The organism is Streptomyces desertarenae, from assembly GCF_042681365.1.
Taxonomy (GTDB): Bacteria; Actinomycetota; Actinomycetes; order Streptomycetales; family Streptomycetaceae; genus Streptomyces; species Streptomyces desertarenae.
This window is the reverse complement of record NZ_JBHUFU010000027.1, coordinates 30025-55787: the sequence shown is the minus strand read 5'-3', so window position 1 is coordinate 55787 and position 25763 is coordinate 30025. Positions and strand designations below refer to the sequence as shown.

The 25763-nt window shown below is 73.9% G+C and carries 19 protein-coding genes and 5 pseudogenes; 11 read left to right on the top strand and 13 right to left on the bottom strand.

The window, feature by feature from the left end; all coding sequences use genetic code 11:
* Positions 1 to 132: cold-shock protein (locus ACFSJS_RS26785; protein ID WP_380904876.1), on the bottom strand; the 132-nt coding region annotated here is incomplete at its 3' end.
* A 343-nt stretch (positions 133 to 475) separates the two neighbouring features.
* Positions 476 to 757, bottom strand: a complete 282-nt coding sequence (locus ACFSJS_RS26780; protein WP_380904874.1) for a helix-turn-helix domain-containing protein — start codon at positions 755 to 757, stop codon at positions 476 to 478.
* Positions 758 to 1726: 969 nt separating this feature from the next.
* On the opposite strand from ACFSJS_RS26780, the gene ACFSJS_RS26775 reads away from it, so the two are divergent.
* The 3 genes from ACFSJS_RS26775 (at position 1727) to ACFSJS_RS26765 (ending at position 4813) form a co-directional block, all read left to right on the top strand.
* Positions 1727 to 2758, top strand: coding sequence for a fatty acid desaturase family protein (locus tag ACFSJS_RS26775; protein WP_380904866.1), 1032 nt, complete (start codon positions 1727 to 1729; stop codon positions 2756 to 2758).
* A 718-nt stretch (positions 2759 to 3476) separates the two neighbouring features.
* Positions 3477 to 3698, top strand: a complete 222-nt coding sequence (locus ACFSJS_RS26770; RefSeq protein WP_380904864.1) for a hypothetical protein — start codon at positions 3477 to 3479, stop codon at positions 3696 to 3698.
* A 101-nt stretch (positions 3699 to 3799) separates the two neighbouring features.
* The gene (locus ACFSJS_RS26765) at positions 3800 to 4813 is read left to right on the top strand and encodes a sporulation protein (RefSeq protein ID WP_380904862.1); all 1014 of its coding nucleotides are present in this window, start codon (positions 3800 to 3802) and stop codon (positions 4811 to 4813) included.
* A gap of 137 nt (positions 4814 to 4950) precedes the next feature.
* On the opposite strand, the gene ACFSJS_RS26760 is transcribed toward ACFSJS_RS26765, so the two are convergent.
* The 4 genes and pseudogenes from ACFSJS_RS26760 to sigJ all read right to left on the bottom strand — a co-directional run bounded on the left by ACFSJS_RS26760 (position 4951) and on the right by sigJ (position 8745).
* Entirely contained in the window at positions 4951 to 5883 is a 933-nt protein-coding gene (locus ACFSJS_RS26760) for a M56 family metallopeptidase (protein ID WP_380904860.1), read from the bottom strand.
* A 7-nt stretch (positions 5884 to 5890) separates the two neighbouring features.
* Entirely contained in the window at positions 5891 to 6298 is a 408-nt protein-coding gene (locus tag ACFSJS_RS26755) for a BlaI/MecI/CopY family transcriptional regulator (protein WP_380904858.1), read from the bottom strand.
* Positions 6299 to 6445: 147 nt separating this feature from the next.
* A pseudogene (locus ACFSJS_RS26750) lies at positions 6446 to 7646 on the bottom strand (NAD(P)/FAD-dependent oxidoreductase).
* Between the two features lie 154 nt (positions 7647 to 7800).
* On the bottom strand, positions 7801 to 8745 hold the full coding sequence (gene sigJ, locus ACFSJS_RS26745) for an RNA polymerase sigma factor SigJ (protein ID WP_380904856.1): 945 nt from the start codon (positions 8743 to 8745) through the stop codon (positions 7801 to 7803).
* A gap of 202 nt (positions 8746 to 8947) precedes the next feature.
* On the opposite strand from sigJ, the gene ACFSJS_RS26740 reads away from it, so the two are divergent.
* Positions 8948 to 9541, top strand: coding sequence for a DinB family protein (locus ACFSJS_RS26740; RefSeq protein ID WP_380904854.1), 594 nt, complete (start codon positions 8948 to 8950; stop codon positions 9539 to 9541).
* Between the two features lie 106 nt (positions 9542 to 9647).
* Here ACFSJS_RS26740 and ACFSJS_RS26735 read toward each other — a convergent pair.
* Positions 9648 to 9803 (bottom strand): annotated as a pseudogene (locus ACFSJS_RS26735) (IS5/IS1182 family transposase); the annotation flags it as partial.
* Positions 9804 to 10077: 274 nt separating this feature from the next.
* Positions 10078 to 10455: an ArsR/SmtB family transcription factor gene (locus ACFSJS_RS26730; protein ID WP_380904853.1), complete on the bottom strand. Its 378-nt coding sequence runs from the start codon at positions 10453 to 10455 to the stop codon at positions 10078 to 10080.
* Between the two features lie 171 nt (positions 10456 to 10626).
* Here ACFSJS_RS26730 and ACFSJS_RS26725 point away from each other — a divergent pair, with 171 nt between their 5' ends.
* Entirely contained in the window at positions 10627 to 11769 is a 1143-nt protein-coding gene (locus ACFSJS_RS26725) for an FAD-dependent monooxygenase (protein ID WP_380904852.1), read from the top strand.
* Positions 11770 to 12466: 697 nt separating this feature from the next.
* A pseudogene (locus ACFSJS_RS26720) lies at positions 12467 to 12799 on the top strand (helix-turn-helix domain-containing protein); the annotation flags it as partial.
* Positions 12800 to 12977: 178 nt separating this feature from the next.
* On the opposite strand, the gene ACFSJS_RS26715 reads toward ACFSJS_RS26720, so the two are convergent.
* Complete coding sequence (locus ACFSJS_RS26715) at positions 12978 to 13739, bottom strand: hypothetical protein (protein ID WP_380904850.1); 762 nt, start codon at positions 13737 to 13739, stop codon at positions 12978 to 12980.
* 139 nt (positions 13740 to 13878) lie between these two features.
* Between ACFSJS_RS26715 and ACFSJS_RS26710 the strand changes: the two are divergent.
* Positions 13879 to 14043 (top strand): annotated as a pseudogene (locus ACFSJS_RS26710) (IS630 family transposase); the annotation flags it as partial.
* A 56-nt stretch (positions 14044 to 14099) separates the two neighbouring features.
* Here ACFSJS_RS26710 and ACFSJS_RS26705 read toward each other — a convergent pair.
* The 3 genes and pseudogenes from ACFSJS_RS26705 to ACFSJS_RS26695 all read right to left on the bottom strand — a co-directional run.
* A pseudogene (locus ACFSJS_RS26705) lies at positions 14100 to 14267 on the bottom strand (IS5 family transposase); the annotation flags it as partial.
* Between the two features lie 489 nt (positions 14268 to 14756).
* Positions 14757 to 17324: an ABC transporter permease gene (locus ACFSJS_RS26700; protein WP_380904848.1), complete on the bottom strand. Its 2568-nt coding sequence runs from the start codon at positions 17322 to 17324 to the stop codon at positions 14757 to 14759.
* Between the two features lie 3 nt (positions 17325 to 17327).
* Positions 17328 to 18029, bottom strand: a complete 702-nt coding sequence (locus tag ACFSJS_RS26695; RefSeq protein WP_380904872.1) for an ABC transporter ATP-binding protein — start codon at positions 18027 to 18029, stop codon at positions 17328 to 17330.
* A gap of 299 nt (positions 18030 to 18328) precedes the next feature.
* Here ACFSJS_RS26695 and ACFSJS_RS26690 point away from each other — a divergent pair, with 299 nt between their 5' ends.
* The 4 genes from ACFSJS_RS26690 to ACFSJS_RS26675 all read left to right on the top strand — a co-directional run bounded on the left by ACFSJS_RS26690 (position 18329) and on the right by ACFSJS_RS26675 (position 23967).
* Entirely contained in the window at positions 18329 to 19624 is a 1296-nt protein-coding gene (locus ACFSJS_RS26690; RefSeq protein ID WP_380904846.1) for a sensor histidine kinase, read from the top strand.
* The gene (locus ACFSJS_RS26685) at positions 19612 to 20256 is read left to right on the top strand and encodes a LuxR C-terminal-related transcriptional regulator (protein WP_380904844.1); all 645 of its coding nucleotides are present in this window, start codon (positions 19612 to 19614) and stop codon (positions 20254 to 20256) included. The genes ACFSJS_RS26690 and ACFSJS_RS26685 overlap by 13 nt, the downstream gene beginning before the upstream one ends.
* Before the next feature lie 1266 nt (positions 20257 to 21522).
* Positions 21523 to 22695: a histidine decarboxylase gene (locus ACFSJS_RS26680; RefSeq protein WP_380904842.1), complete on the top strand. Its 1173-nt coding sequence runs from the start codon at positions 21523 to 21525 to the stop codon at positions 22693 to 22695.
* A 723-nt stretch (positions 22696 to 23418) separates the two neighbouring features.
* Entirely contained in the window at positions 23419 to 23967 is a 549-nt protein-coding gene (locus ACFSJS_RS26675) for an RICIN domain-containing protein (protein WP_380904840.1), read from the top strand.
* Positions 23968 to 24132: 165 nt separating this feature from the next.
* Here the strand turns inward: ACFSJS_RS26675 and ACFSJS_RS26670 are convergent, their stop codons facing one another.
* The gene (locus tag ACFSJS_RS26670; RefSeq protein ID WP_380904838.1) at positions 24133 to 25515 is read right to left on the bottom strand and encodes a helix-turn-helix domain-containing protein; all 1383 of its coding nucleotides are present in this window, start codon (positions 25513 to 25515) and stop codon (positions 24133 to 24135) included.
* Between the last annotated feature and the right edge of the window lie 248 nt (positions 25516 to 25763).

The following is a 25763-nucleotide window of genomic DNA, read 5'->3' as shown; positions in this document are numbered from 1 at the left end:
CTCCTGGAGCTCGCGGAAGCCCTGGGTGGCGATGTTCGAGTAGTGGGCGAAGACGTCGGCGCCGCCGCCGTCCTGCTCGATGAAGCCGAAGCCCTTTTCGCTGTTGAACCACTTCACGGTGCCAGTAGCCATGTCCGTCTCCTTCACGGGGCAGTGTCCGGGACCGCACTGCGCGATCCCCGAGTCGCCGCGATGATTGCCCCGTCCGGAAAAAGCACCGGAAACAAGAAAGTGCGCCCACGGCACGGAATGCCGGTGGGAGCACTTGTAAGTCTTTGGGAACCACAACTGCAACTGAGATCGACAGTAGCACGGGGGAAGCGGCGGCGGGCGGAGGAATATCCGGCCCTCCCCGCACGGCGCCGCGCAGCCTCCGCGGACCGCCGGATTGTTCCTCTCCCCGCCACAGCAGATATCCGCACCCGCGCACCGGAGCACTCCCGGGCGCGGCACCGGACCGCCCCGGACCCGGCGGTCAGGAGCCGGCGGACCGGTCGGAAGCCGGCCCCGACCGGCGCAGCTCCTCGTTGATCCGCAGGGCCTCCTCCAGCTGGTCCTCCAGGATCACGATGCGGCAGGCGGCCTCGATCGGATTGCCCTGGTCGACGAGCTCACGGGCGCGCGCGGCGATGCGCAGCTGGTAGCGGGAGTAGCGGCGGTGCCCGCCCTCGGACCGCAGCGGAGTGATGAGCCCGGCCTCCCCCACGGCCCGCAGGAAGGCCGGAGTGGCACCGATCATCTCCGCGGCACGGCCCATGGTGTAGGCGGGGAAGTCGTCGTCATCGAGCCGGTCGGCGGTGTTCGGTCGGTTCTTCGCAGGCACCTGCACCTCTTGTCATCGGACGCACCGAAAGAGCCCTGGCGCCGTACGGCACCAGGGCTCTGGGAGTTTCAACACCATCTGCCGGCGCCGTACGCCGGCTTCCTGTTGTCCGCCCGGCCGCCGGTGGGGCGGAGGAGCGGGGATCGCGGATGTGTGACCGGGGACCACCTGCCAATTCCGGGGTCTGCGGTACCCGAGCGGTCAGGCGGCCGCCCAGGCGATCCTGATGGCGTCTGCTCCTCTCTGTCGGTTCTCTCCGGGTACTCCTCGCGGCGGTCCGCGTCTGTTCTGCCGCGCATCTCGGACTTCACTGGCTACGACGGAAATGGTAGGCCCGATGCATCCGGATGTCTACCGTGGACACGGTAGGTTTTCGGGTTCCGAGGAGACAGGATCACGTCGGGTGCCCCAAGTGGCCCTCACGCGCGGTGGACCCGGAGCCGGCCGAGGACGTCGGCGAGGGGGTCCTCCGGGGGCCGGTGTCCGAACCGACGCCAGGGCGGGCCGTACGCGGAGCCGGCCGGGGCGGTCGCCGGGACGGCGTCGCCATGGCCGGCACGGCCGTCCGCGCGGTCGGCTGCGGCGGGGAAGGGGTCCGGGGGCACGGCAGCCCGTCTGCAGCCCGTCCGTACCGCCGGCGGGAAACGGATCGTTCCCGCACGCCCTGGCGCAGAACGTCCCCTCCTGGGAGTGCCCCGAACGTTCTCTGCTTTTGACAACGGAACGGGAGTGAAGGACAAAAGACAAGACGAGGCCTCCTCCGGCCCGTGCGGCGGAGACGGACGGATGCGACCTCCGTGGTCGGCCACGCGTCGGCAGGACTCGCCGGAAGGCCCCGCGAGCAGGCACGCGGTGGTGTTCCGCACCGTCACGGGAGAAGCCCAGGGAGGAAGACCCGTCGCCATGACCACGCACACCACCTCCCCCCGCACGCCCGGCAGCGACTTCGCCCGGCTGTCGAAGAAGATCGCCGACGCCGGTCTCATGGAGCGCCGCCCCGGCTACTACGCCGTCCGGATCACGGCGGTGGCCGCGCTCTACGCCGCCGGCTGGGTCGCCTTCGTGCTCGTCGGCCCCAGTTGGTGGACCCTGGCCGTCGCCGCCCTCCTCGCCCTGGCCTTCGGCCAGGTCGCCCTGCTCGCGCACGACATGGCCCACCGCCAGGTGTTCCGTCTGCGCAGGCCCAGCGAGACGGCCGGGCGGATCGCCGGAGCGTGCATCGGAATGAGCTACGGGTGGTGGCAGGACAAGCACACCCGTCACCACGCCAACCCCAACCACGCGGGACTCGACCCCGACATCGCCCCCGACCTGCTGATCTGGTCCCAGGACCAGGCCCGCGCCGCCAGGGGGCTGCCCCGCCTGATCGGCCGCTGGCAGGCTTTCCTGTTCTTCCCGCTGCTCACGCTGGAGGGTCTGAACCTGCACGTGGCGAGCGCGCGGGCGCTGGCGAACCGCTCCCTGAGGAATCGCGCCTGGGAGGGAACGCTGCTGTTCGCGCACTTCGCGGTCTACCTGACCGCGTTGTTCCGGACGCTGCCGCCCGGCATGGCGGTCGCCTTCCTCGCCGTCCACCAGGGGCTGTTCGGTGTCTACCTCGGCTCCATCTTCGCCCCCAACCACAAAGGCATGCCGATCCTGACCGGCGAGGACCGACCGGACTTCCTGCGCCGCCAGGTCCTCACCTCCCGCAACGTCCGCGGCGGCCGGTTCGCCGACGTCGTGCTGGGCGGGTTGAACCACCAGATCGAGCACCACCTGTTCCCCAGCATGCCCAGCCCCAACCTGCGCAGGGCCCGTCCCATCGTCCGCCGGCACTGCGAGGAACTGGGAGTGGCCTACCTGGAGACCGGCCTGCTCACCTCCTACCGGCAGGCGCTCGCCGGCCTCCACCGGGCCGGAACCCCGATCCGCAGCACCCGCTCCCCCGGTTAGGCCGTCTTCTTCGGATCATCCGATCGTTGGTCGACGTGTGTCGTTGGCTGACGCCGCCGGGCACGCGTCGAGCCGTTGCGGCCGGACCGGACTCCGCAGCGGGGCACCCGGCCCGCGCCCGCGTACTGGCGCCTGGCGCAGGCCCCGGACCGCACCCCGGAGCCGCGCCCCCGGCGGGGGTCTCACGGAAGGGCGCGCTCGGCCCAGACCGCCTTCCGCGGCACGAGCCCCAGCCGTACCCCCGCTTCCCCGGCGGCATCTCGACGGCAACGGCCCGCTCCCGACTGCGACGGGGACCCGATCGCCCCGGTGTCCGTCACCTCGGCACGGGGGGCGGTGTCCGAATGGCCGGCCCCTCCGCCCTGCCGGCGGGGGAACCCCGCCCGCCGGGGGGCTGTTTTCGGCCTTTCACGTCCCGGCCGTCCCCGGGCACCGCGGGCAGGATCTCCCACCCCTTATGATTCTACAGCCGTGTAGAAAACACGAGAGGTGACCATGCCTTACCGGCCGTTCGCGGGCGCGTCCCGCGCAGAGGGGCACGGCGCGACGGGCGGCGTCCCCGGCCGGGGAGGCGGCGGGGCGACCGGTCAACGTACCGGCCGATCGCCCCGTTCCCCGGGACCGGCCGCCGTACCCGGCCGCGGGCGGGGCCGCGCAGCCGCACCGCGGTTCCGGCCCGGTCGCCTCGCTCACACACCATCAGCCTGGGAGGGCATGCGTGGCTTCGATCGACCTGGACAAGGTGCTGGACAAGGCGTGGGCGGACAAGGCCCTGCCGGAGATACTCCAGGCGCCCGTCTCCGCCCTGAAGGGCGTCTCGGACCGTGACGGCGAGCTGCTGGACGAGGCGTTCGGCGTGAAGACGGTGGCCGACCTGGCCGAGTTGAAGTACGTCCGCTGGGCCCAGGCCCTGGCCGCGCTGGACACCACGGCCAGGTAACCCGGCGGGGACCGATGCGGTGCCGCGCCGGCGCCCCCCTTCCGCCGGCGCGGCGCCACCCCCCTTTCGCACGCACACACAGAGGTAAGGAGAACGCCACGATGGTGTTCAAAAGGCTGCTCGGCTCGCTCGGCGTGGGCGGCCCCACGGTGGACACGGTCCTCGACCCCGGCCCGTTCCTGCCCGGCGGCGCCCTCACCGGGCAGGTCCACCTCCGAGGCGGCAGCGCCGACTTCGACATCGACCACATCGCCCTGGAACTGGTCGCCCGCGTCGAGGTCGAGCACGGGGAGGGCGAGTCCGAGGGCGGGGTCGTCTTCGACCGCTTCGTCGTCGGCGGCGGCTTCCGCCTGGCCGAGGGAGAGCAGCGCAGCGTTCCGTTCGCCGTGACGCTGCCGTGGGAGACCCCCGTCACGGAACTGCACGGCCGGCCGCTGGGCATCGTGCTCGGGGTGCGCACCGGGCTGGCGGTGGCCGGCGCGAGGGACAAGGGCGACCTCGACCCGCTGACCGTCGGTCCGCTCCCGGCGCAGGAGGCGATCCTGGAGGCGCTGGGGCACCTCGGATTCGGCTTCAAGTCGGCCGACCTGGAGTACGGGCACATCGGCGGCACCGGCCAGACCCTCCCCTTCTACCAGGAGATCGAGCTCACCCCCGCTCCGCAGTACGCGCACGCGGTGAACGAGGTCGAGGTGACCTTCCTGGCGAACCCCGGCGGGCTGGAGGTGGTGCTGGAGGCGGACAAGCGGGGCGGCCTCTTCGGCGGCCACGACGCCCTCACCCGCTTCACCGTCGGCCACCGGGACGCCCGCGACTGGAACGCCGAGGTCGACGCCTGGGTGCGGCAGCTCGTCGAACACCGCGCCGCGCACGGCACCACGGCCCCCTACGGGCACTACGCCTCTGGTGGCGAGGGGTACGCGCACAGGGACGGCCACAGCCACGACGGCCACGGGGACCACCACGGCGGTCACCGCTCCGGCCCCGGCATGGGCACCGCCATCGCCGCGGGCGCTGCCGGACTCGCCGTCGGTGTCGTCGGCGGCATGGTCGCCGCCGAGGTCGTCGACGAGATCGGCGACGCCTTCGAGGACGGAGGCGACGAGGAGGCGTGACGCCCCCGCGGCTCCTCCCGTCGCCGCGGGAACCGGCCCGGGGCCCGGGGCGCGCTTCCGCGCCCCGGGCCCCGGCGGCGGGCGGGGCGGCCGCGGGACCGCGGCAGGGACCGGCCCGGCCGGGCGCCCTTCGGGCCCTACAGCGGGGTGGCCGCCTTCAGCACGAGGAACAGGGTGACGGCGGAGTTGGCCGAGGACAGCGCCGAGACCGTAGTGCCGGCCGCGGCCGTCCAGGCCGCGAGTCCCGCCGTGGTGAACACCGGCGGCCACCTGCGCGCCGCCGGGGCCGGCTCCAGCAGCGCCGCCACGCGCCGCGGCACCGGCCCGGCCGCGGCGAAGTGGGCCGGTGCCGCGGCCGGGCCGGTGCCGCGGGAGACCAGGGCGGCCTTCCCGACCGCCCGGGCCACCACCCGCCGGCTGCCGACCGCGGCCGCCGCGTCCTCGTCCGCCCACCGCTCCGCCGTGTAGGACACCGCGGAACGCAGCGGCCGCAGGAAGGGGTTGGCCCGCGCGGCCAACTGCACGGCCAACAGGAACCGGTGGTGCCGCCCGGCCAGGTGTGCCCGCTCGTGCGCGAACAGCGCCCGCCGTTCCCCGCCCTCCAGACAGGCCAGCATCCCGGTGGACACCACGATCCGGCCCGGGGCGGCGGGCAGCGCGTACGCGTACGGCTCCGGATCGGACAGCACCGCCACCGCCGAGCCGCGCGCGCCCGCCAGCGCCCGCGCCGCCCGGCGCCGCACCCGGCGGCGCACCCACAGCGTCCGCGCACAGGCCGCCAGGACGGCGAGAAGGGCGGGGATGGCCGCCCGGCCCGCGACCTCGTCGTACGGGACCGCCTCGCGCACCTCCGGGTCCGACCAGCCGTCCGGCAGCGGGTTGCCCGGCAACTGCGCGGTGCCCACCACCATCAGCAGGGCCAGGCACAGCGTGCTGCACACCGCCAGCACCCCCGCCGCGACCGACAGCAGAACCGTGGCGGTGCGCGGGTGCAGGTGCTGTTCGGCCAGGCGCGCGATCGGCCAGGCCGTCAGCGGCAGCACCAGCGGCAGGAAGACGAAGACCCCCATGGCCGTGTCAGTCCTCCGGCTCTTCGGCCCGCTCCAGCAACTCCCGCAGCAGCCGCTCGTCCCCTGGCGGCAGCGAGGTCACGAAGCTCGCCAGCACCGCCTGGCGGTCGCTCTCCCCGTCCAGGACCCGCCGCATGCGCAGCGCTGCCAGGCCGGCCTCGTCCGCCGCCGGCGACCACACGAAGGAGCGCCCCGCCTTCTCCCGCGTCACCGCGCCCTTGCCCAGCAGCCGGGTCAGGATGGTGATCACGGTGGTGTACGCCAGGTCGCCGCCGAGCCGCTCCCGCACCCAGGCGGTGTCCACCGGCCCCGGCGCCTCCCGGAGCGCCGACAGCACCTGCACCTCCAGTTCGCCCTGGCCGCGCCGGCGCGCACGGGGTCGCCGGGACCGCCCGGTCGTGTCCTGGTCCACCATGCCGTCTCCTTCCAGCCGTGTCCCGTCGCCTCGGCCGGGTCGGCCGTCATCGTAAGTGAGCGGCGGCCGATCGACGCTCGCAGTCCCTCCCGCAGGCTTGTGGATCCACGGCGGCGTGCGGCGCGGGTGCCCGCTTCGCCGCGCGGGTCAGGCCGGCGCCCCGGCGGACGAGCCCGTCCGGGCCCCCTCCCGTACGACGCGGCGGCGGCGGGTCGGCAGGCCGAGGGTCGGGTTGGCGACGCCCCAGGCCGCGCCCTTGCAGACCAGTTCCTTGTAGACGGCGGCGAGCCGGCCGGTCAGGGCCGCGCCGACGGCCCGGTCGTCGGCGGTGACGTACTGGATCAGGCCTTCCCCGCGGCCCAGCGAGATGCACTGGTTGACGTAGCGGATCGGCACGTTCGGGAGCTTCCCGCCGGTCAGGCGCGCCGCGATGGCGTCGGCGGCCTGCCACGCGGTGGGGACGCCCGAGGCGCACGACATCCGCAGCGGCTTGCCGCCGGGGCCCGTCGCCATGGCCGCGTCACCGACCGCGTACACGTCCGGGTGCGAGACCGAGCGCATGGTCGCGTCGACCACGATCCGGCCCGTGCCGGTGACCTTCAGGGCGGTGGCCCGCGCGATCGGGTGGACCGCGAAGCCGGTGGCCCACACGGTGACCGCAGCCGGGACGGTCCCGCCGTCGGCGGTGGTGACGTGGTCGGCTCCGACGCCGGTGACGGCGGTGTGCTCGTGCACGGTGACGCCGAGCGTGCCGAGGACCTTCCGCAGGTGCCCGCGGCCCCTGTCCGAGAGCCAGTCGCCGAGGGCGCCGCGGGAGGCGAGGGCGACGGCGAGGTCCGGGCGGGCCTCGGCGATCTCGGCGGCGGCCTCCAGACCGGTGAGGCCGCCGCCGACGACGACCACGGGCTGCCCGGCGTCCAGGGCGGCCAGCCGCTCGCGCAGCCGGAGCGCCCCGGGCCGGCTCGCGATCTCGTGGGCGTGCTCGGCGACGCCGGGGACGCCCTGGTCGTCCCAGCCGCTGCCGAGGGCGTACACGAGGGTGTCGTACTCCAGTTCCTCGGTGCCGCCGTCCGCGCCGGTGACGGCGACGGTCCTGCGGTCGGCGTCGATGCCGGTGACCTCCGCGATCCTCAGCCCGACGCCGGTGCCCGCGAACATCTCGGCAAGGGGCCGGGGCCTCAGTTCCCGGCCGGCCGCGAGCTGGTGCATCCGGACGCGCTCGACGAAGCCGGGCCCGGCGTTGACGAGAGGTGATGGCGACGTCGTCGCGGTGCAGCCGCCTGGCGAGGCGGCCGGCCGCAAAGGCTCCGGTGTACCCGGCGCCCAGGACGATGATGCGGTGCTGCATTTCCCTGCTCCCATCTGCGCGGTTCCGCCCGTGTCCGGCGCGGTTTCACCCCTTGAACCGGGCAGTGCGCCGTTTCCTGACGGGAGCGCGGTGTGAGCCGGGCAACACCGGGGCCGGGGTCCCGTGCACCGGGCCGAGGGCCCTCGCGTCGTGGTCAGAAAGCGCGGAACAGGGGTTCCCCGTGGTCGGAGGCCGCCCACACCTCGGTCGCGCGTCCGAGTTTGTCGGGGTTGACCTGGCTGCGGAGCGCGGCGATGCCCTCGGGGGTGACCTCCGGGCAGATGATGCCGACGACCCGGCCGTCGACGACCGCCACGACGGCGGGGCCGCCGTTGGCGCTCGTGAGGTGGATCTCGGGCGAGCCGCCGACCAGGGCGCGCTTGGACCGTGCGGGTTTGAACAGGCCCCGCATGAACCTCGCGACCGCGAGGGCGCCCTCGAACGGCTTGGCGCGGGCCGGGACCTTCCCGCCGCCGTCGCCGATCGAGACGGCGTCGGCGGTGAGCAGCCGCACGAGCGGCTCGGTCCTCCCGCCGGCGGCGGCCGCCAGGAACTCCTCGACGACCCGCCGGGCGGTGGCCCCGTCGACCTCGGTGCGGGCCCTGCCGTCCGCGATGCGCCTCTTGGCGCGGTGGAGGACCTGCTGGCTGGCGGCCTCGGTGAGGCCGAGGATTCCGGCGATCTCCCGGTGCGGGTAGCCGAAGGCCTCCCGCAGCACGTACACCGCCCGCTCGTTGGGGGACAGCCGCTCCATGAGGGTGAGGACCGCGTACGAGACCGACTCGCGCTGCTCGGCGGTGTCGGCCGGGCCGAGCATCGGGTCCCCGTCGAGCAGCGGTTCGGGGAGCCACTGGCCCACGTAGGTCTCGCGCCGCGCGCGGGCCGACGCGAGCTGGTTGAGGCACAGGTTGGTGAGCACCTTCGTCAGCCATGCCTCGGGGACCTCGATGCGCTCGGCGTCGGCGGCCTGCCAGCGCAGGAAGGTCTCCTGCACGGCGTCCTCGGCCTCGCTCGCGGAACCGAGGAGGCGGTAGGCGATGGCCCCCAGGCGGGGTCGCGCGGCCTCGAACCGTTCCACGTCCTTCGCGGTCAGCGGCATGACGGGGATCCTAACGAGTCCGCGCACGGGCGGAGGGACGGGCGCGCTCCGGCCGGGGAGGAGGCCGCGGCGGTTCGCGGCGGCGCGACATCCGGGAGGGGCCGGAAGGAATGGCGGCATGTGTCCGGTTCGCCCGGCGCGTCCTCCGGTCCGGTCGGCCGCAGGCGGTGGACGGGGAGCGCGCGGGCGGCAGAATGGCCCCGTGAACGCTTCGGGCCCCAAGGCCGACCTCCGCTTCTACCTCCAGTCCGCCCGCGACGCCCTGCTGTGGAAGCTCGAGGGGCTCCCGGAGTACGACGTCCGCCGCCCGCTGACGCCGACCGGCACCAACTTGCTGGGCCTGGTGAAGCACGCGGCCAGTGTGGAGCTGGGCTACCTCGGCGACACCTTCGGGCGGCCGTCCGGGGAGCCGCTGCCCTGGTTCGAGGACGGTGCCGAGCCCAACGCGGACATGTGGGCCACCGCCGAGGAGTCGCGCGAGGCCCTCGTGGGGCTCTACCGCCGGGCGTGGGCGCACGCGGACGCGACGATCGACGCGCTGGCGCTGGACACGGTCGGCAGGGTGCCGTGGTGGCCCGACGGCAGGGACGAGGTGACCCTGCACCACGCCGTGGTGCGGGTGATCGCCGACACCCACCGGCACGCCGGCCACGCCGACATCGTCCGGGAGCTCGTGGACGGTGCCGTCGGGATGAACAAGGGCAACGACAGCATGGCGCCGGGCGATCCGGCCTGGTGGGAGGAGTACCGGGGCCGGCTTGAGCGGGTGGCCCGGGAAGCCGGCCGGGGGGCGTAGCCCCAGGAGCGGCTCAGCAGGTGCCGCAGGGTCACGTCCCGCGCCGCGGGCGGCAGTCCGCCGGCGGCGGTGCCGACGGGGCCGTCCGGGCCGAGGTCCCCGTCGGTGACCGGTTGCACGGCCGGCGACCCGGTGAACAGCTCGGGGACCGACGCCAACGGTGCGGGCCGCGGTGGGGAACGCGAATCGTGGCGCCGGCCCCTTGGTAGCCCCTGTCCGCCCAGCAGCGCACCCCGGCCGCGGCCACTGCCCTCACCTCGCCTCGGCGAGGGTCGGAGCCAAAGCGGTCAGGACGGCTCGGACTCGACACGCACCCGTCTGCCAGGAGCCTCTCCACGCCCGGACCCCGCTCCCACCCCAGTGGCACCGCTGCGCACGCAGGTTGAGGAAACCTCAGTGGGTGTTGGCGTGAGGGAGCGCGCGGAAGTGCTCGGCGCCGATCACGAGTGCGGGGCGGTGGCCGGAACGACACCGGTCCCCTTCGTGCCCGCGTCGTGCTCGGCCACCTGCGAGCCGGACGCGGTCGAGCTCGCGGCTCAGGGCTGACTCGAAGCCCCCTCCGGTGTGCTCGGCCGTGCTCGGCGAGGAGCGGTACCGCCCGGGGACTCTCCTTCCAGGAGGGCGAGCAGCCCGGGGAACCTCTTCTCGATGTCCGCGCGTCGTAGCCGGATGCCCTTGCGGTTGCCGTAGTCGATCTCGTCAATGAGACCTGCCTCGCGCAGGACGCGGAAGTGGTGGGTCTGGGTCTGCTTCGAGATCGGAAGATCGAACGAGTTGCAGCCCCGCTCGTCGTCGCTGCGGTCGGCGGCCAACTGCGTCACCACCGAACGACGGTGCTCGTCGGCGAGGGCGCGAAACACCGCACCCAGATCGAGCGCATCGGCCTCCGGGCCGACCAGGTTCTTCCCGGCCACGCGGCACCCCCTTCAGGTACGACTTGAATCGTACCCGAAGGATGTGCTCCACTGAGGTACGAAATATTTCGTACCTTGGTCCGGTTGCGCTGCTCCGCGCCGCCGCGCCCCGAGACCCGGTCCCGGCACTCGCCGGGGACCTGGTCATCGACACTCCGAGAGGTCATCGTCATGAAGAAGCCCGAGGTGCTGATAGTCGGTGCCGGAATCGCAGGGCCCGCACTCGCGTACTGGCTCTCCCGGAACGGCTACCGGCCGACGGTCGTCGAACACGCCCGGCAGCTGCGCTCCGGTGGCAGCGCGATCGTCGTGAAGGGGCCCGCGATCCCGGTCGCCGACCGCATGGGCATCCTCCCGCAGCTCCGCGGGCTCGCCACCCGCAATCGGTCGCTGACCCTGCTCGACCCCAGAGGCAGGCGAATCCTGCAACTCCCGCTCACCTCGGACGAGGCGCCGATGGTCGAGGTGACCCGAGCCGACCTGTCCGAGGTGCTCCACCGGTCGGCGCAGACCGAGGCCGAGTTCTTGTTCGACGACACGGTCACCGCTCTCGACCAGGACGGAGGTGGGGTCGACGTCACCTTCCGGCGGTCCGCGCCACGGCGCTTCGACTTGGTGGTCGGTGCCGACGGGTTGCACTCCACCGTACGGCGCCTGGTATTCGGACCCGAGCGGCAGTTCGCGAGCGACCTGGGCCTGTACGGCGCGACCGTCCCGCTGGAACCCGACGCCATCGAGGACCCGAGCGAGATGACGATGCTGACCGTCCCGAACCGGATGCTGGTCGTCCACCCCTCGCGGACCACTCCGCTCGCGATCTTCACCTTCCGGGCCGCACGGCTGGCGCCCCACGACCGCAAGAACACCGACCTTCACAAGCAGACCGTGGCCGACGCCTACGCCGACGTGCGGTGGCGGGCACCGGAACTCGTGGCGGCGTTCCTCGACCACCCGGCTCCGTTCTTCGACTCCCTGACCACCGTCCGGGTGCCCTCGTGGTCCCGCGGGCGGGTCGTACTGCTCGGGGACGCGGCGGCGGCGACAGCTCTGCTGGGCGACGGGTCCAGCATGGCGATGGCGGGCGCGTACGCCCTCGCGGAAGAGCTCGCCGCCCATCCCGGTGATCACGCTCGCGCCTTCGCCGCCTACGAGTCGCGGCTCCGCCGTGAGGTGGGTCCGCGGCAGCGACGCGTCGGTCTGCTCTCCAGGCTCATGGTGCCCCGCACCCGGCCCGGCCTCGCGGTGCGCAACGCGGTGGGCCGCGCGATCGGTCGCACGGGCCGGATCGCCTCTCGCGGAGCCGCGAACCGGTAGACCGGGTCCGCACCGACCGGTCACCGGTCGGTGCGCAGCTCCGCGGTGGCTCCCAGCCGGGTCGGCGCCGCCATGTCCGACGAGCCCGGCTCGGCGTGGCAGGTCATCGCCGATGCGGCAGGTCGGCTGCTGTCGGCCTCACCCACCGTGCCGTGCGCTCGCCACACATGGGGGCTGCCGGTGGCCACGCCCCCGCGACGCGGCGGTGGAATGCTGGGCGGACAAGGCGCACCAAGGCGCCGGCGGCACCATGCGGGTGCCCCTCCGCGGCCGGCGTCTCAAGCTGACACCAGCACCCACACGAGGATCCGTTGCCTCGGCGAGCGGGCCATGGCCGCCCGCAAAGGCCGGCGCCTCCCGCGGGAACTCCGCTGTAGCAGCAACCGGGTCCCACCGTCGTGAAGATCATCCCCCCTTCGTCGCGCCTCAGCCCGAGGTCGGAGAAAGCTCTGTGATTCCACGGGACTCCACCGCCGCTCGGGCCGGGAGCGCAGGAGAGGACGGAACGAGAATCGGGCGTCCCGCCGGACTGTTCGTCATGGTCGGCGGGGATTCCGACAAGGCGGGACCCGCCGGCCCGAAGCAGGCCGGCACCGGGCCATCCGGGGGGTCGGGGTCGTCACTGACTTCGGCTCGCCAGGGTGAATCTCTGCCAAGCCCCTGATGGGCCTGGAGCGGTGGCTGTGTCCCGTGGTGTGTGAGGTATGCGGACGGGGGTGGGCTGACCGCTGTGGGACGTCGGCGCCGGGAGTCGGTGCGGATGCAGGCGGCCGAGCTGTTCGAGCAGGAGATCGAGCCGTCGGAGGTGGCACGGCGGCTGCGGGTGAGCATGAAGCCGGCTTACCGCCGGCATCGGTTGTGGCGGGGCGGTGGTCGTGAGGCCCCGGCTTCCCGTGGCCCGAGCGGACCCCGCTGTCGGCTGTCCCCGCGCTGCCCGGAGAAACTGGCCGCGTACCTCGATCAGGGCCCGGCCGCCCACGGCTGGGTGGGGGACCAGGTGCGGGCCGCAGCGAGGATGGCCACGCTGATCGACGGTGTCCACCGGCTCGTCGAGGCACCCGTCGTGCTGGTCCGGGACCGTCTGAACACCCATGTCCCCCATGCCATCGACGGCTTCATAGCCGGCACCGGCCTGACTCTCGACGAACCAGCGACACCTTGACGAGCCGAAGCACTGAACGTTCGTTGTTCGCCGTGTCATGCCCGATCTACCGGCCGACCCGCCTGAGTCGCAGGTCTCGGTGGAGGAACCACGCCGTACCTGCGACGACCACCCCGCAGACCGTGGGCACGAACAACCACGGGAGGCCCGTCCACACGGCGGACAGACCCACGACGGCGCAGGTTGCCCCCGTGACGATGAGCAGCCATTTGCCGTACGGGCGCCAGGTGAAGAGTCCGGGGTCGCGCGGCCTGGCCAGATGCATCGCACCGAACATCAGCGCCCACGCTGCCAGCAGCCCCGCGAACGTGCCGACGGCGGCTATCATCTGGGGCTCGTCGCGAGGCGCATCGCTGGAATTCTGCCGGACGTCCCTCTCGGCAACCACCACGACGACGCCGCGCCACACGGTACCGGTGACCCGGTCCCCCCGCTGAAGCCCTCTCAACACCGGCTCCGTGTCGCCGAACGACACGACCATCCTCGAGAAGGGCTCCGGACCGAGCAGGGTCGCCGTTGTCCTCCTGGCGCCAAGCGAGGTGTCCTCAACGGTGAAAGTGATCTCCCGCAGGCAGTCCTCCGCTCTCGGTGTCACGCTGCGGGCGGGGCACGCCTCGGCCGCTTCGTACTCCCGGTACCGGGTGCGATCGCTGGGCAGCCAGCTGGTGAAAACGAAATGGCAGATCAGTACGGCAACCACGGACACGACGATCAGTGCCGCACCCACCAGTAGGTTCTGGCCGACCCTCGGCTGAGGCGGCGGCTGTCCGTCCGCCTCCCATGAGGTGCCGCTTCTCATCGTGGTCATCGCTCGTCTCCCGCCGTTCCCCACCGAAGGCCACCAGTCTTCTCCAGCCGCGATCAAGCAGGCAAGGAGATCGACTGGCAGTCGGAGGTCACTGGTCCTTGCCGTATCCGGGCAACGTGATCCTTGGACACTCTTGGGCTGGGCACACGTCAAACGCAGCCTGGCCAACCTCGCCGTCGTCGCCCTGGACCGGCTCGAGGCCCTCGTGCGCAACCGGCTCAAGCGGCTTCGGTACCGGCCCGACACCCTCGACGGCTTCATAGCCGGCACCGGCCTGACCCTCGATAATCCAGCCTCACCCTGACAAGCCGAAGTCAGTAAGTGAGCGTCTGGTTCTCGGTTGTTCGTTTGGTTTGTCGTTCAGGTGCCGCGCCAGTTGGGGGCGGCTTCGCCGGTGAGGCGGCGGCTCATGAGGTCGATCATCGCGAGGTGGATCATGGCTTCGGAGCGGGTGGGCAGGGTTTCGTAGCCGCGGGCCAGGCGGCGGTGGTGCATGAGCCGGCCCGGAGTGCGTTCGACGACCCAGCGCCAGGGATGCCGGTGCGGTCGACATAGAGGATGGCGTCCATCAGGTCGCGCAGGTCGTGGGTGGGGCGGCGGATGCCGGGCCGGGCCGCTCGCCGGGCTTCCAGGGTGGGGCGGACCAGCTCTCACCGGGCGTCGGGCGAGTCGCTGGGACAGCGTCGTCGCGGCTGCCTACTGCCGGGATACGGCAGGGCTTCGTCGGTGGGCGGGGCGTACGGGACCCGGTGGGGGGATCGGGGCGAGCTGGGGCATCGCTGGATGAGACGGCGTACTCCCGGGCAAAGGATCACGCCCGGCGGGTGGCTGCTCAGCGCCGTCGGCGGCATATCAGCGCAAACCGGATGCGGTCCACCGGGGAACAAGCCCGTGATATCGCAGCAAAGCCTGCGATATGCGAACCAAACACTCACCAAGCGGCAGCCGAACGACCCGGGTCGCCGCAGTGCCGCACGGCATCCGGCCCGCGCGGTGTGCTGGTTTCCGGTGACCGCCCTACTCGCGCAGGCCGATCACCTCCACGGGACGGGACCGCAGCGCCAGTTTCGTCGGCACCAGCACCGCCCCGGCGGCGAGCGCGGACGTGGCCGCGACGATTCCCAGGTACATGAAAGGCGGAATGTACGGGACCGGGGATTCGGTCAGGCCGAAGCTGACCGTGGTCAGCGGCAGCAGCGGGACGAGGGTGCCGACCACGACGGCGATGAGGACCAGCATGCCGGTCTCGGTCCGCATCATCCTCATCACCTGCTTCCGGGTGGCGCCCACCAGCCGGAGCATGGCGAACTCCCGTCCCCGGGCCAGGGTCGTCATCACCAGCGTGTTGGCGACGGCCACCGCGATGTAGCCGAAGACCAGCACGAGCGGCAGGGCGCTGCCGACCAGGCCGGCCACGGCCGTCCGGCGCTGGGCCGAGGAGAGGCCCCCCTCGTCCAGCACCTCGGTCCCGGGGTAGCGCTCGTCGAGCGAGGCCAGCGCGCCGGCGACCTCGTCCCTGTCGGCCCCCTCCGCCAGTCTCACCAGCACGGAGTCGTACATGTGCCGGGAGCTGTGCCGGAGCACCGTCTCGTGCGGGAGCGTGACGTCGCCGAAGCCCAGCCCGCGCGCGTAGACCGCGACGACCTTCGGCGTCACGGTGGCGCCGTCGGGCAGGTGCAGGCGCACCGGGTCCCCCAGGTCGGCGCCGAGCGTGGAGGCGGCGCCGGTGCTGAGCGCCACGGTGCCCGGGGACAGGGCGCCGAGGTCGCCCCGCTGGACGTCGAGGTCGACGACCTGGTCCAGTCCGCCGGGGGACAGGCCCTGGGCCTGGTAGTCGAAGACCTCCGGGGAGTCCAGCAGCTTCCGGGAGGCGAACAGGTCGACGCGCACGGTGCCCGCCGCCGCCGCGACTCCGGGCAGGTCCCGCACGTGCTCGGGGACGTCGACCGGCAGGCCCCCGGCGGCGCCGATGAGGGTGTAGTCGGCGACGACGCCCTGCGCCGCCTGCTGCTCCGCCGCGCGGGAGGTGGTGGTGGGGATGAACAGCTGCACCGAGGCGAAGCCGATGGCCAGGACGAGCGGGCCGATTCCGGCGGCCAGCCGGCGGGAGTCGGCGCGGGTGTTGGCCACGGCCAGGTATCCGAGGTTGCCGAAGCGCCGCTGGAACGGCCGCGCCAGCACACGGGTCATGCGGCCGACCACCGGAGGCGCCAGGACGAGGATCGCGATGACCATGATCAGTCCGCCGCTGCCCGCCCCCGCCGCCGCGAAGACGCTGCCGAAGAACAGGGGCAGCAGCGAGGCGGCCAGTCCCAGTACCAGCAGCAGCACGCCGACGAAGACCCGGACGCGGCCCAGGCGCGGCTCCTCGGTGTGGGACTCGCTCAGCGCCTCCACCGGCCGGATGGCGACCACGCGCCGCGCGACCGCGAACGCGGCCGCCTGGGCCGCCACGACACCGGTGAAGACGGCGGCGATCATCGGCAGCGGCCCGTAGGAGAAGGAGAAGTCCTCCGGCAGCACGCCGATCACGGAGAGCGCCCCGCGCATCACGCCCGCCGCCAGCACGCCGGGCACGCAGCCGAGCACCGAGGCGATCAGCGCGATCACCAGGGCCTCGCCGGCGATCATCTTGTGGATCTGCTTCGGGGTGGCGCCCATGGCCCGCAGCAGGGCGAGCTCCCGGCGCCGCTGGTGGATGTTCAGGGCGAGCGTGCTGCCCACCACCATCATGGTGATGAGGACGACCGTGCCGCCGAGCGAGCCCGCCAGCTCCTTGAGGCTCCCCCGCGCGGAGGCGACGTCGGGGTTCTCCACGCTGCTGCGCCCGTCGCTGGTGTAGAGCTCGACGCGCGCCCCGTCGAGGGCGTCCCCGACCCGGTCGGCCAGCCGCTCCGCGTCCGTGCCCTCGGCGGCGAGCACCCCGATGGCGCTGACCCGGTCGCCGCGGCCGTACAGGGCGCGGGCGTCGCCCTCCGCGAAGAACACCGGCGGCGTGCGCAGCGCGCCCCCGCCGCCGGTGTACGCCACCACGCCGACGACCCGGTAGTCGCCCGCCGGGCGGGTGGAGGCGATCCGCACCGTGTCGCCGGGCCCCACGCCCGCCCGTTCGGCCACCGACTTCTCCAGGGCCACCTCGCCGGCGCGCTCCGGTGCCCGGCCCTCCCGGTCGAACGGCCCGAGCGCGGCGCTGGCCCAGTTGACGCCGACCGACCGGTGGTCGTCCGCTCCCCTGACCAGACGGCCGTCGCCGTCGACGACCTCCGCGGGGAAGCGCAGCACGCCCACCGCCCCGGCCGCGCCCCCGGCCCGCGCCGCCTTGGCGACGAGGTCGGCCGACACCCCCACCGCGTCGTCGAGCGACGTGGTCCTGGTGCTGTCCCCCTCGCGGACGGAGAACGACTTCTCACCGCCGACGACGACCGCCGCGTCCGCGTAGCGCTGGACCGGGACGCCGTCGCCGATGCCCGACTGGAGGATGATCCCGAAGGCCGTGATCAGCACCGAGGCGCCGAAGAGCGCCACGAAGGCGCCGACGAATCCGGACGTGCGCTGTGCGAGGGTCTGCAGAACGAGACGGAACACGCCCTACCACTCCCCCAGCCGCGTCATGCGCTCGGCCACCTGCTCGGGTGTCGGCTGCGTCGTCTCCTCGGCGTAGCGCCCGTCGGCGAGGAAGACCACCCGGTGCGCGTACGAGGCGGCGACCGGGTCGTGGGTGACCATGATCATGGTCTGGCCCGTGCCGTCCACGATGTCCCGCAGCAGTTGCAGCACCTGCCGGGCGGTGCGGGTGTCGAGCGCGCCGGTGGGCTCGTCGGCGAAGACGACCTCGGGCCTGGCGGCCAGGGCGCGGGCGATGGCGACCCGTTGCTGCTGGCCGCCGGAGAGCTGGGCGGGCCGGTGGTCCAGCCGGTCGGCGAGGCCGACCCGACCCACCACGCGGTCCAGCCACTGCGGGTCGGGGCCGCGGTCGGCGAGCATCAGCGGGAGGGTGATGTTGTCCGCCACGGTCAGCGCGGACATGAGGTTGTAGGCCTGGAAGACGAACCCGACGCGCTCGCGGCGCAGGATCGCCAGGTCGGTCTCGCTCAGGGACGCCAGGTCCGTGCCGCCGAGCACGACCGTGCCCGCGTCCGGGCGGTCCAGGCCCGCGGCGCAGTGCAGGAAGGTGCTCTTGCCGGCCCCGGAGGGCCCCATGACGGCCGTGAACGAGCCGCGCGCGAAGGCCAGCGACAGGTCGCGCAGGGCGTGGACCGCGCCCGCGCCCTTGCCGTAGGTCTTGCGCACCCCGTCGAGCCGTACCGCCCAGTGCGCGTCGGGGGGCGGGCCGCTGTCGGCACGGCTGCGGGGAAGCGTGCTCCCCGCCGTGCCCTCGGCGTCCTCGACCCGTCCCGCCCGTCCCCTTCTGCTCACGTCAGGCCCTTCCCCGCGGTGGTGCTTGCTCCGGCTCTCGGGACGGTAGGCGCGCGGGGACGCGGGTGACCACGGCACGCACTGGAGACTCCGGGGTGCAGACAACTACCCCCAGGGCGGTCACACAGAGTGGTAGGGTGGCCACGATGTCGAGTCGGAGGGTTCGAACGGCGGTGCGGGCATCCGGGCTCCCCGCCGCACCACGGCGATTACAACCCGACGTCCGGATCCGGCAGACCGTACTCCGCTTCCCTTCCGCCATCGGCTACATCCTGGTCTGCTTCGGCACCGGTCTGCTCGGCGTGGTGCTGCTGTACCTGGTCGTCGTCGTCTTCGCGCTCTGCCTGGTGGGCATGGGGTTCCTGCTGCTGCCCACCGCCTTGCGCGTGCTGCGCCGCTACGCGGACTTCCACCGCGGCCAGGTCGGCCGGCTGACCGGGCGGGAGGTCCGTACCGCCTACCGCGACCGGGCGGTCCACGCCCCGCCCGACGCCGGACCGTCGCTGCGCGACCCGGCGGTGCGCAAGGACCTCGTGTGGCTGCTCGCCCACAGCAGCCTGGGCACGGCGCTGTGCGTGCTGGCCCTGAGCGTGTGCGGCGGCGTGGTCGACTGGCTGACCGCGCCGGTGTGGTGGAAGCTCGCCCCCGGCGAACGCGACGCGATCATCGCGCTCACCGTCGACTCCTGGGGCAAGGCGATCGCCGCCCTGGGCGTGGGGCTCGGGTACGCCGTGGTGGCCATGGCCGTGACGTGGCTGCTGGCCCGCGTGCACGGCGGCGCCTCCCGCCGGCTGCTGAGTGCGCGGCCGCGGGCCGGGCTGGCGCAGCGGGTCCGCGAGCTGGCGACCACCCGGGCCGAGGCGCTGGACGCCCACGACGCCGAACTGCGGCGCATCGAGCGCGATCTGCACGACGGCGCCCAGGCCGGGATCGTGGCCGTCTCGATGCGGCTGGGCATGATCAAGCGGGCACTCGCCGTGCGGCCCGAGCAGGTGCCGGAGATGCTGGACGCGACGCAGCAGCTGACCGAGCAGGCCCTGCAGTCGCTGCGGCAGCTGGTCCGCGGCATCTACCCGCCCGTGCTCGCCGACCGCGGTCTGGTCGACGCGGTGCGGGCGCTGGCGGGCCTGTGCGAGGTGCCGACGAGGATCGACGTCGACGACGCGGGCGGCCCGCCGCCCCGGGCCCCCGCGGCGGTCGAGGCGGCGGCCTACTTCGTCGTGTCCGAGGCGCTGGCCAACGTCGCCAAGCACAGCGGCGCGCGGACCGCGCTGGTATGGCTGCGCATCACCGAGAACACGGTCTCCATCAGGGTGGAGGACGACGGCCGGGGTGGCGCGTCGGAGGGTGCCGGAGGCGGAGTCCTCGGCCTCCGGCGCCGGGTGGCCGCGTTCGACGGCACCGCGGAGCTGTTCAGCCCGCCCGGCGGGCCGACCGTACTGAAGGTGGAGATTCCATGCGGATCCTGATCGCCGAAGACAACGCCCTCCTGCGGGAGGGGCTGGTGCTGCTCCTCGCCGGCGAGGGGCACGACGTGTGCGCGACCGTCGACAACGCGGACGACCTGCCCGCCGCGCTGCTGGAGCACCGCCCCGACGTGGCCGTGGTGGACGTGCGCCTTCCGCCCGACTTCCGGGACGGCGGTCTGCGGGCGGTGGTGGAGGCCCGCAAGCACCTGCCGGACCTGCCGGTCCTGGTGCTCTCCCAGTACGTCGAACGGGCCTACGCCTCCGAGCTTTTGGCGCAGAGCGCCTCCGGGGTCGGCTACCTCCTCAAGGACCGGGTGGGGCGCACCGACGAGTTCCTGCAGGCCCTGCAGCGCGTCGCCGAGGGCGGGACCGCCCTGGACCCCGAGGTCATCTCGCAGTTGATGGTCCGGAAGGTCGGCGACGATCCGCTCTCCCGCCTGACGCAGCGGGAGCGCGAGGTGCTGGCCCTGATGGCGGAGGGGCACAACAACGGCACCATCGCCGGGATGCTGTTCATCGCGGAGAGCTCCGTGAACAAGCACATCGGGAACATCTTCGCCAAGCTCGGCATGCCCACGCCCGAGAGCGGCCACCGCCGGGTGCTCGCGGTGCTGGCCTATCTGCGGGCATGACCGCGCGGTGCGCCCCGCCGCGCCTTCGAGCAGGCGCCGAACGACCCTGGGCAGCCGGGACGGGGTGCAGAGAACTGCACCCGGAGATCGGACGTCAGCCCCACTGAAGTGCGCGCGTGCGCGGTCCACGATGGAGGGGATGCAGAGCGCAGCGAGCGGTGGGCTGCTCACAGTCTCCCCGGCAGCTCCAGGAGGCAGCATGAACCCGGTGCGGAACCGCGCGTGCGGGACGAGCCGCCGGCGGCGCGCGGCGGCCCTGCCGGCCGCTCGCCACCGTCGCGGTCACGAGCGCGTGCGAGGTGAGCACCGGGACCGCCGACAGGGTACGCACCGCGGAGATCCGCGGTGCGGGAACCCCGCGCACCGTGGCCGGCTGCATCGCCGGACGGAACGACCGCATCAAAGCGCTGCGCCGGACATGCCTCGACCGGGACGGGTATCCGTGACGCGCGCGGTCCTGCACCGGCGCCCCTGACCGGTGCAGGAAACCGGCTTCACAGCCTGTTCCGCCGGCACCCCGTGGCCGAGTCCCCCGCCCGTCCCCCGTCTTTCGCGGGTCCGGCCCCCCGAACCGACATCACTCACCGAGCGAGGAGCAACCATGCCAGATTCCACCGGGTGGAAGCCGGCCGAGGAGCGCCCCATGTGGCCCTGGGTGGTCCTCGTGGTGATCGTGGTCGGCGTCGTCGTCAACGTCTTCCTCACGATCTGAGGACAGGGAGGGATCAGAGATTCCGAACCGGCCCGGCTGCGTCCTCGCGCAGCCGGGCCCGGTTGCGTCCCCGGTCCCGCCTCGGTGCGGAACGGAAACGGCCGGGCCGCCCCCCGGTGCAACCTTCCGGATCCCGCACCGGCGACGGGGAACCGCGGCCACGGGTCCTGCCCGATCCGGGCCTGCCTTCCACGAAGCCGTCGTCCAGCCCTGCCGGGCGCGCTTCTCGGCGCTCCCGGAAGCGGACCGCAGTGCCCGCGCCCCGGTCGCGACGAGCCGTGGGGCCGATCGACCCGGCAACGTCCTCCTCCCGCGCGACGGCAGCCTCGCGGACGCGCTGGGCAGGCCGTCGCCGCGGGGGCATCCCCGAGTGCCCGTGCTCGCCGGGCCGCCACGCCCGGTCCCGACCCGCCCGGGGGGCGGCCCGCACCCGGACACCGGCCCTCGTACGGGTGATGCCGCGGGCACGGCCGTTGCGGTCCCCGCCACCGCCTCCCCGTCCTGCTGGGGTTGGGGCGGGAACACCCCTGTCGCCGCGCGAAGGAACCATGCCCGTGACCATCTTCCCGCACGCGGACCGCGGACCCTCCGGCGGCGCCGGCGGCCTCGGCATCGCCGACCTCCCGTGGACCACCGCCGCGGAGGACGGTGAGCTCGTGCACCGGTTCGGGGAGGCGCTGCGCCGGCGGCGGGAGACCTCGATCGGGTATCCGGTCAACCTGGACGTGGACTACCGCGCGTTCGGCGGCCTGCTGGACGTGCTGTGGAACACCGTGGGGGACCCCGGGCCGGGGGACCCGTTCCGCCCCGACCGGCAGCCGTTCGAGCGCCCCGTGGTGCGCTTCCTCTCCCGCCTGGCGGGAGGCGATCCGGACCGCACGTACGGCTACGTCACCAGCGGCGGCACGGAGGGCAACCTCTTCGGTCTGCACACCGGCCGGGAACGCCTTCCCCGGGCGCCCCTCTACCACAGCGCGGCGGCGCACCACACGGTCGCCAGGGCCGCCGCGCTGCTGCGCATGGAGACCGTGGCCGTTCCCACCCGGCGGGACGGGAGCATGGACGTCCGGGCGCTGCGGGACGCCTGCGGGCGGCACGCCGGGCGGGGAGCCGTCGTGGTCGCCACCGTCGGCACCACCATGCTCGGAGCCGTCGACGACCTGCCCGCGGTGCGCGCGGCGACCGCGCCGGCGGGGGAGTGCCACCTGCACGTCGACGGGGCGCTGGGCGCCCTCGTGGCCGCCTTCGCCCCCAACCCGCCCCCGTGGGGCTTCGACGCGGGCGCCGACACCCTCGCCATCAGCGGGCACAAGCTGATCGGCGCACCCGTGCCGTGCGGTGTGGTCCTGGCCCGGGACCACCTGGTGCCCTTCCCCGGCGCGGCCGGCGAGTACCTGGGCGCCCGCGACGCCACCCTCGCCTGCTCGCGCAACGCACTGGCGGCCGTGTTCCTCTGGTACGCCCTCAGACGGCTGGGACGCGACGGGCTCGCCGCCCGTGCCGCCCACTGCCTGTCCGTCGCCGCGTACGCCGAGAGCCGCATCCTCGCCCTCGGGAGGCGCTGCCTGCGCCACCCGGCCTCGCTCACCGTGGTCTTCGACCGGCCCGCGCCCCACGTCTGCCGCCGGTGGCACCTGGCCGCCGAGGGTCCCCTGGCCCACCTCGTCGCCATGCCGCACGTCACCCACGACACCGTCGACCGTTTCCTGGAGGACCTGGCGCGGTGACCGGGCCCGGGGAGACGGAGAAGGGGTCCCCCGCCCCCACAGGAGGCGGAGAACCCCTCACGGAGCGCCCGGCAGGCCTTGCACCTGCATTTCCCGCCGGTTGGCGGACGTCTTTCCTTGGACCACGGACGCATCGCCCGGTGCCGGGCACCGGAGCTGTCCATGATCATACAGGGTTTCCCGGGGGCCGGCGACCGCCCTGCCGCCTCCCCCGCCGGCGGGGGAGGCGGCGGCCGTCCCGACCACCACCGCACTCCGTCGGGGAAAGAGGGCCGGACGCAACCGCTTCCCACTCCCGGCCCCCTGTACCCCGTGCCGGGGAAATTCCGTGCGACGGCCGGTTCCCCGGGCGGACGCCACCGGGTTTTCACGTCCACGGCTTCTCCCTCGCCGACCGGACGGCGGTGGTGCCCGTCCGGCCGGGGCGGCGGGCCGGGCGGCGGGGACGGCCCCCGCGCCGGAAACCGGCGGGCCAGGAGGCCGGTTGCCCGCCTCGGGCGGAGCGGCCCTCTTGCCGATCCGACCGCCACCGGAAAGTCAGATCGCAATATTCGCCACCGCGCACGGGGGGCGCTTCCACGCCGTCGCCGCCTTCCCCGCACCACCGGATCCGTCGTTCAGGGGGTTTGGCCCCCACGCCGTGTACCGAATTCGGCTTTCCCGTGATTCTGGTCCCGCACCGTCACGCCCCACGGCGGACACCCCCCATCGAAGGAGACGGTCATGTCTTTCGCTCGGAAGACGGCTCTCGGCGGCACGGCACTGCTCGCTCTGGCCTTCGCCGGCCTGGCCGGATTCCCGGCCACCGCCGCGGGACCCGACACGCCGGCCGCCCAGGCGGCCCCGCAGCTCCTGGTCCTGCACACGGTCGAGGACCCCAACCTCGTGGCCGACATGGCCTACGGCTCGCCGAACCCGGGCAACCCGGTCACCCTGTATCCCGCCCACGGCGGGACGAACCAGCAGTGGGAGGTCGTCCCCGTCCAGGGCAACTGGTTCCAGCTGCGGAACGTGGCGTCGGGAACGTGCCTGGTCAACGGCTACCACAGCGTGGAGAACGGTCACAAGCTGGCCGGCTACGGCTGCAACAAGGGCTACGAGGACCAGCTCTGGGCGCGGGTGGGCGTCGAGAACAGCAACCAGTTCACGCTGGTCAACAAGTACAGCGGCAAGTGCATGGACCAGACCTTCGACATCGTCGCGCTCACCCAGCTCACCCAGTGGGACTGCCACGGGCAGGTCCAGCAGCGCTGGACCGCCACAGCGGTCTGACGCGGACACCACCGCCTCCGCACGCCGTCCGGGTCGGCGTCGGCCCGGACGGCGTGCGGACCCCTGTCGCCGGTCGCTCCGGTCGCCGGCGAGGGCACGCGGCAGCGGCCGGTCCGGTCCGGGTCCGTGGCCCCGCCGGCGACCTGGGACCGCCGGTGCGCCGCCTCACTCCCGGGCCGGCTCGGCCGCCCAGCCCTGCGCCCCCGGCGGATGGCCGTACGAGGGGCGCCCCCGGGCACCACTGGTGCGGAACGGCACGCCGCGGTCGTCGATGCGGAGCGTCCCGCCGCGGTCGCCGCTGGACCACTCCAGCTCCAGATACCAGCTGACGTCGTGCGCGTCCGTGCTCGCGGTGACGTACAGCACCTCGGGGTCGCTCTCGCTCACCTTGAGGGGCAGGCCCCGCCCGCCGGACGCGGGGGCGGCGCTCGGGCGGGCGGCGTCCAGGTCCACGGCGAAGTGCCCGGTGGAGACCCCGCCGCCGCAGCCGACGCCCATCGCGTAGTCGTTCCACGGCAGAGGCGCCCCCCTGGCGGCCACGCGGACGTGGAGGTCCCTGAGGACGACCGTCTCCTCACCCGTGCCCTGGACGGCCAGCTCCACGTACTGGCTGCCGGAGGAGACCGCGCCGGTGGCGGCCACCCATCCGGGGGCGTCCTGCTCCATGGGCGGCGGGTCCACCTCGGAGGGCGGCCTGTCGACGAGGTAGTGCTGGCTGCACGGATCCTCCCAAGCGTACGGGCGCACGGAGACGGTCAGCGGGGCGCCGTCGCGCGCGGCGCCGTCGGTCGGCTCCGCCCGGGTCCCCTCCCGTCGCGCCGGGCCGTTCCCGCCGCCCTCCCCGCCGGCCGTGCGCGGTGCGGCGGACGGGCTCGTGCCGCCGGTGCGGGGGGCCGACGGCGGCACCGGTCGGTCCGGCCGGGCCGGCGCGTCCCCCTCGTCCCGACCGCCTCCGGCCGCGGTGGTGGCCGCCGGCCGCTTCGAGGCGGTCTGCTCCCCGCCCGTCGACGGCTGCACGACGAGGGCGGCGGCTCCGGCGACGAGCACGACGGAGACGCCGGTGAGCAGGGCGGTGCGGCGCCTGCCGCGGAGGGGACGGCGGGGGCGGCCGTCGCCGGCGGGGCCGGCGCTCCCGGGCCCCGGCCCGGAGTCGGGCCCCGGACCGGGTTCGGGGTCCGGCCCGGCCCCGGGCCGCGGCCCGGGAGCGGGGGCCGGCGCGCGCTCCCCCGGCTCCGGCTCCGGTTCCGGCGACGCGGCCCGAGCGGTCCCCTTCGCCGCAGGAGTCCTGGTCCGCCGCCCCCGCCGGTCGTCCGCCGCCCGCCACCGCCGGTGGAGTTCCGCCAGTTCCCGCGGCGTCGCCCCGCACGCCCGCGCGAACCGCTCCACGGGCGCGTACTCCACGGGCACCGCCTCGCCCCTGCAGTACCGGTGCAGTGTCGACGTGCTGATGTGCAGTCGTCTGGCGAGCATTCCGTAGCTCAGCCCCGAACGGTCCTTCAACTCCCGCAGCAGTGCCGCGAACTCGGCCGCGCCGTCAGCCGCCTCCACCGCTTCCCCTTCGCCGGATCCGCCCGTGCCGCATCCATCCAAGCACGGCCGTCCGGGCGGGCGGCCCGGATTCCGCGGCCCCCCGGACCCGCCGCGCCGCCTGCGCGAGGGCGGGGGCGTCCCGGGTGGGACGGCGTTTCGGCAGGTCCGGCGGGGGTGGGACATCCCGGCGTCCCGGATGGGCGGGCCGTTGTTGTCCCGGCCGGGGTGGGACGGCCACGGTGGTGGACATGCCGCGGCGATCGCCG

What these genes read in the sequence shown, in the direction of transcription:
- sigJ (WP_380904856.1), bottom strand. Translation starts at nt 8,745, where the DNA reads ATGCCGCTGACCGCGAAGGACGTGGAACGGTTCGAGGCCGCGCGACCC.
- ACFSJS_RS26775 (WP_380904866.1), top strand. Translation starts at nt 1,727, where the DNA reads ATGACCACGCACACCACCTCCCCCCGCACGCCCGGCAGCGACTTCGCC.
- ACFSJS_RS26760 (WP_380904860.1), bottom strand. Translation starts at nt 5,883, where the DNA reads ATGGGGGTCTTCGTCTTCCTGCCGCTGGTGCTGCCGCTGACGGCCTGG.
- ACFSJS_RS26755 (WP_380904858.1), bottom strand. Translation starts at nt 6,298, where the DNA reads ATGGTGGACCAGGACACGACCGGGCGGTCCCGGCGACCCCGTGCGCGC.
- ACFSJS_RS26765 (WP_380904862.1), top strand. Translation starts at nt 3,800, where the DNA reads ATGGTGTTCAAAAGGCTGCTCGGCTCGCTCGGCGTGGGCGGCCCCACG.
- ACFSJS_RS26675 (WP_380904840.1), top strand. Translation starts at nt 23,419, where the DNA reads ATGTCTTTCGCTCGGAAGACGGCTCTCGGCGGCACGGCACTGCTCGCT.
- ACFSJS_RS26725 (WP_380904852.1), top strand. Translation starts at nt 10,627, where the DNA reads ATGAAGAAGCCCGAGGTGCTGATAGTCGGTGCCGGAATCGCAGGGCCC.
- ACFSJS_RS26685 (WP_380904844.1), top strand. Translation starts at nt 19,612, where the DNA reads ATGCGGATCCTGATCGCCGAAGACAACGCCCTCCTGCGGGAGGGGCTG.
- ACFSJS_RS26715 (WP_380904850.1), bottom strand. Translation starts at nt 13,739, where the DNA reads ATGACCACGATGAGAAGCGGCACCTCATGGGAGGCGGACGGACAGCCG.
- ACFSJS_RS26780 (WP_380904874.1), bottom strand. Translation starts at nt 757, where the DNA reads ATGGGCCGTGCCGCGGAGATGATCGGTGCCACTCCGGCCTTCCTGCGG.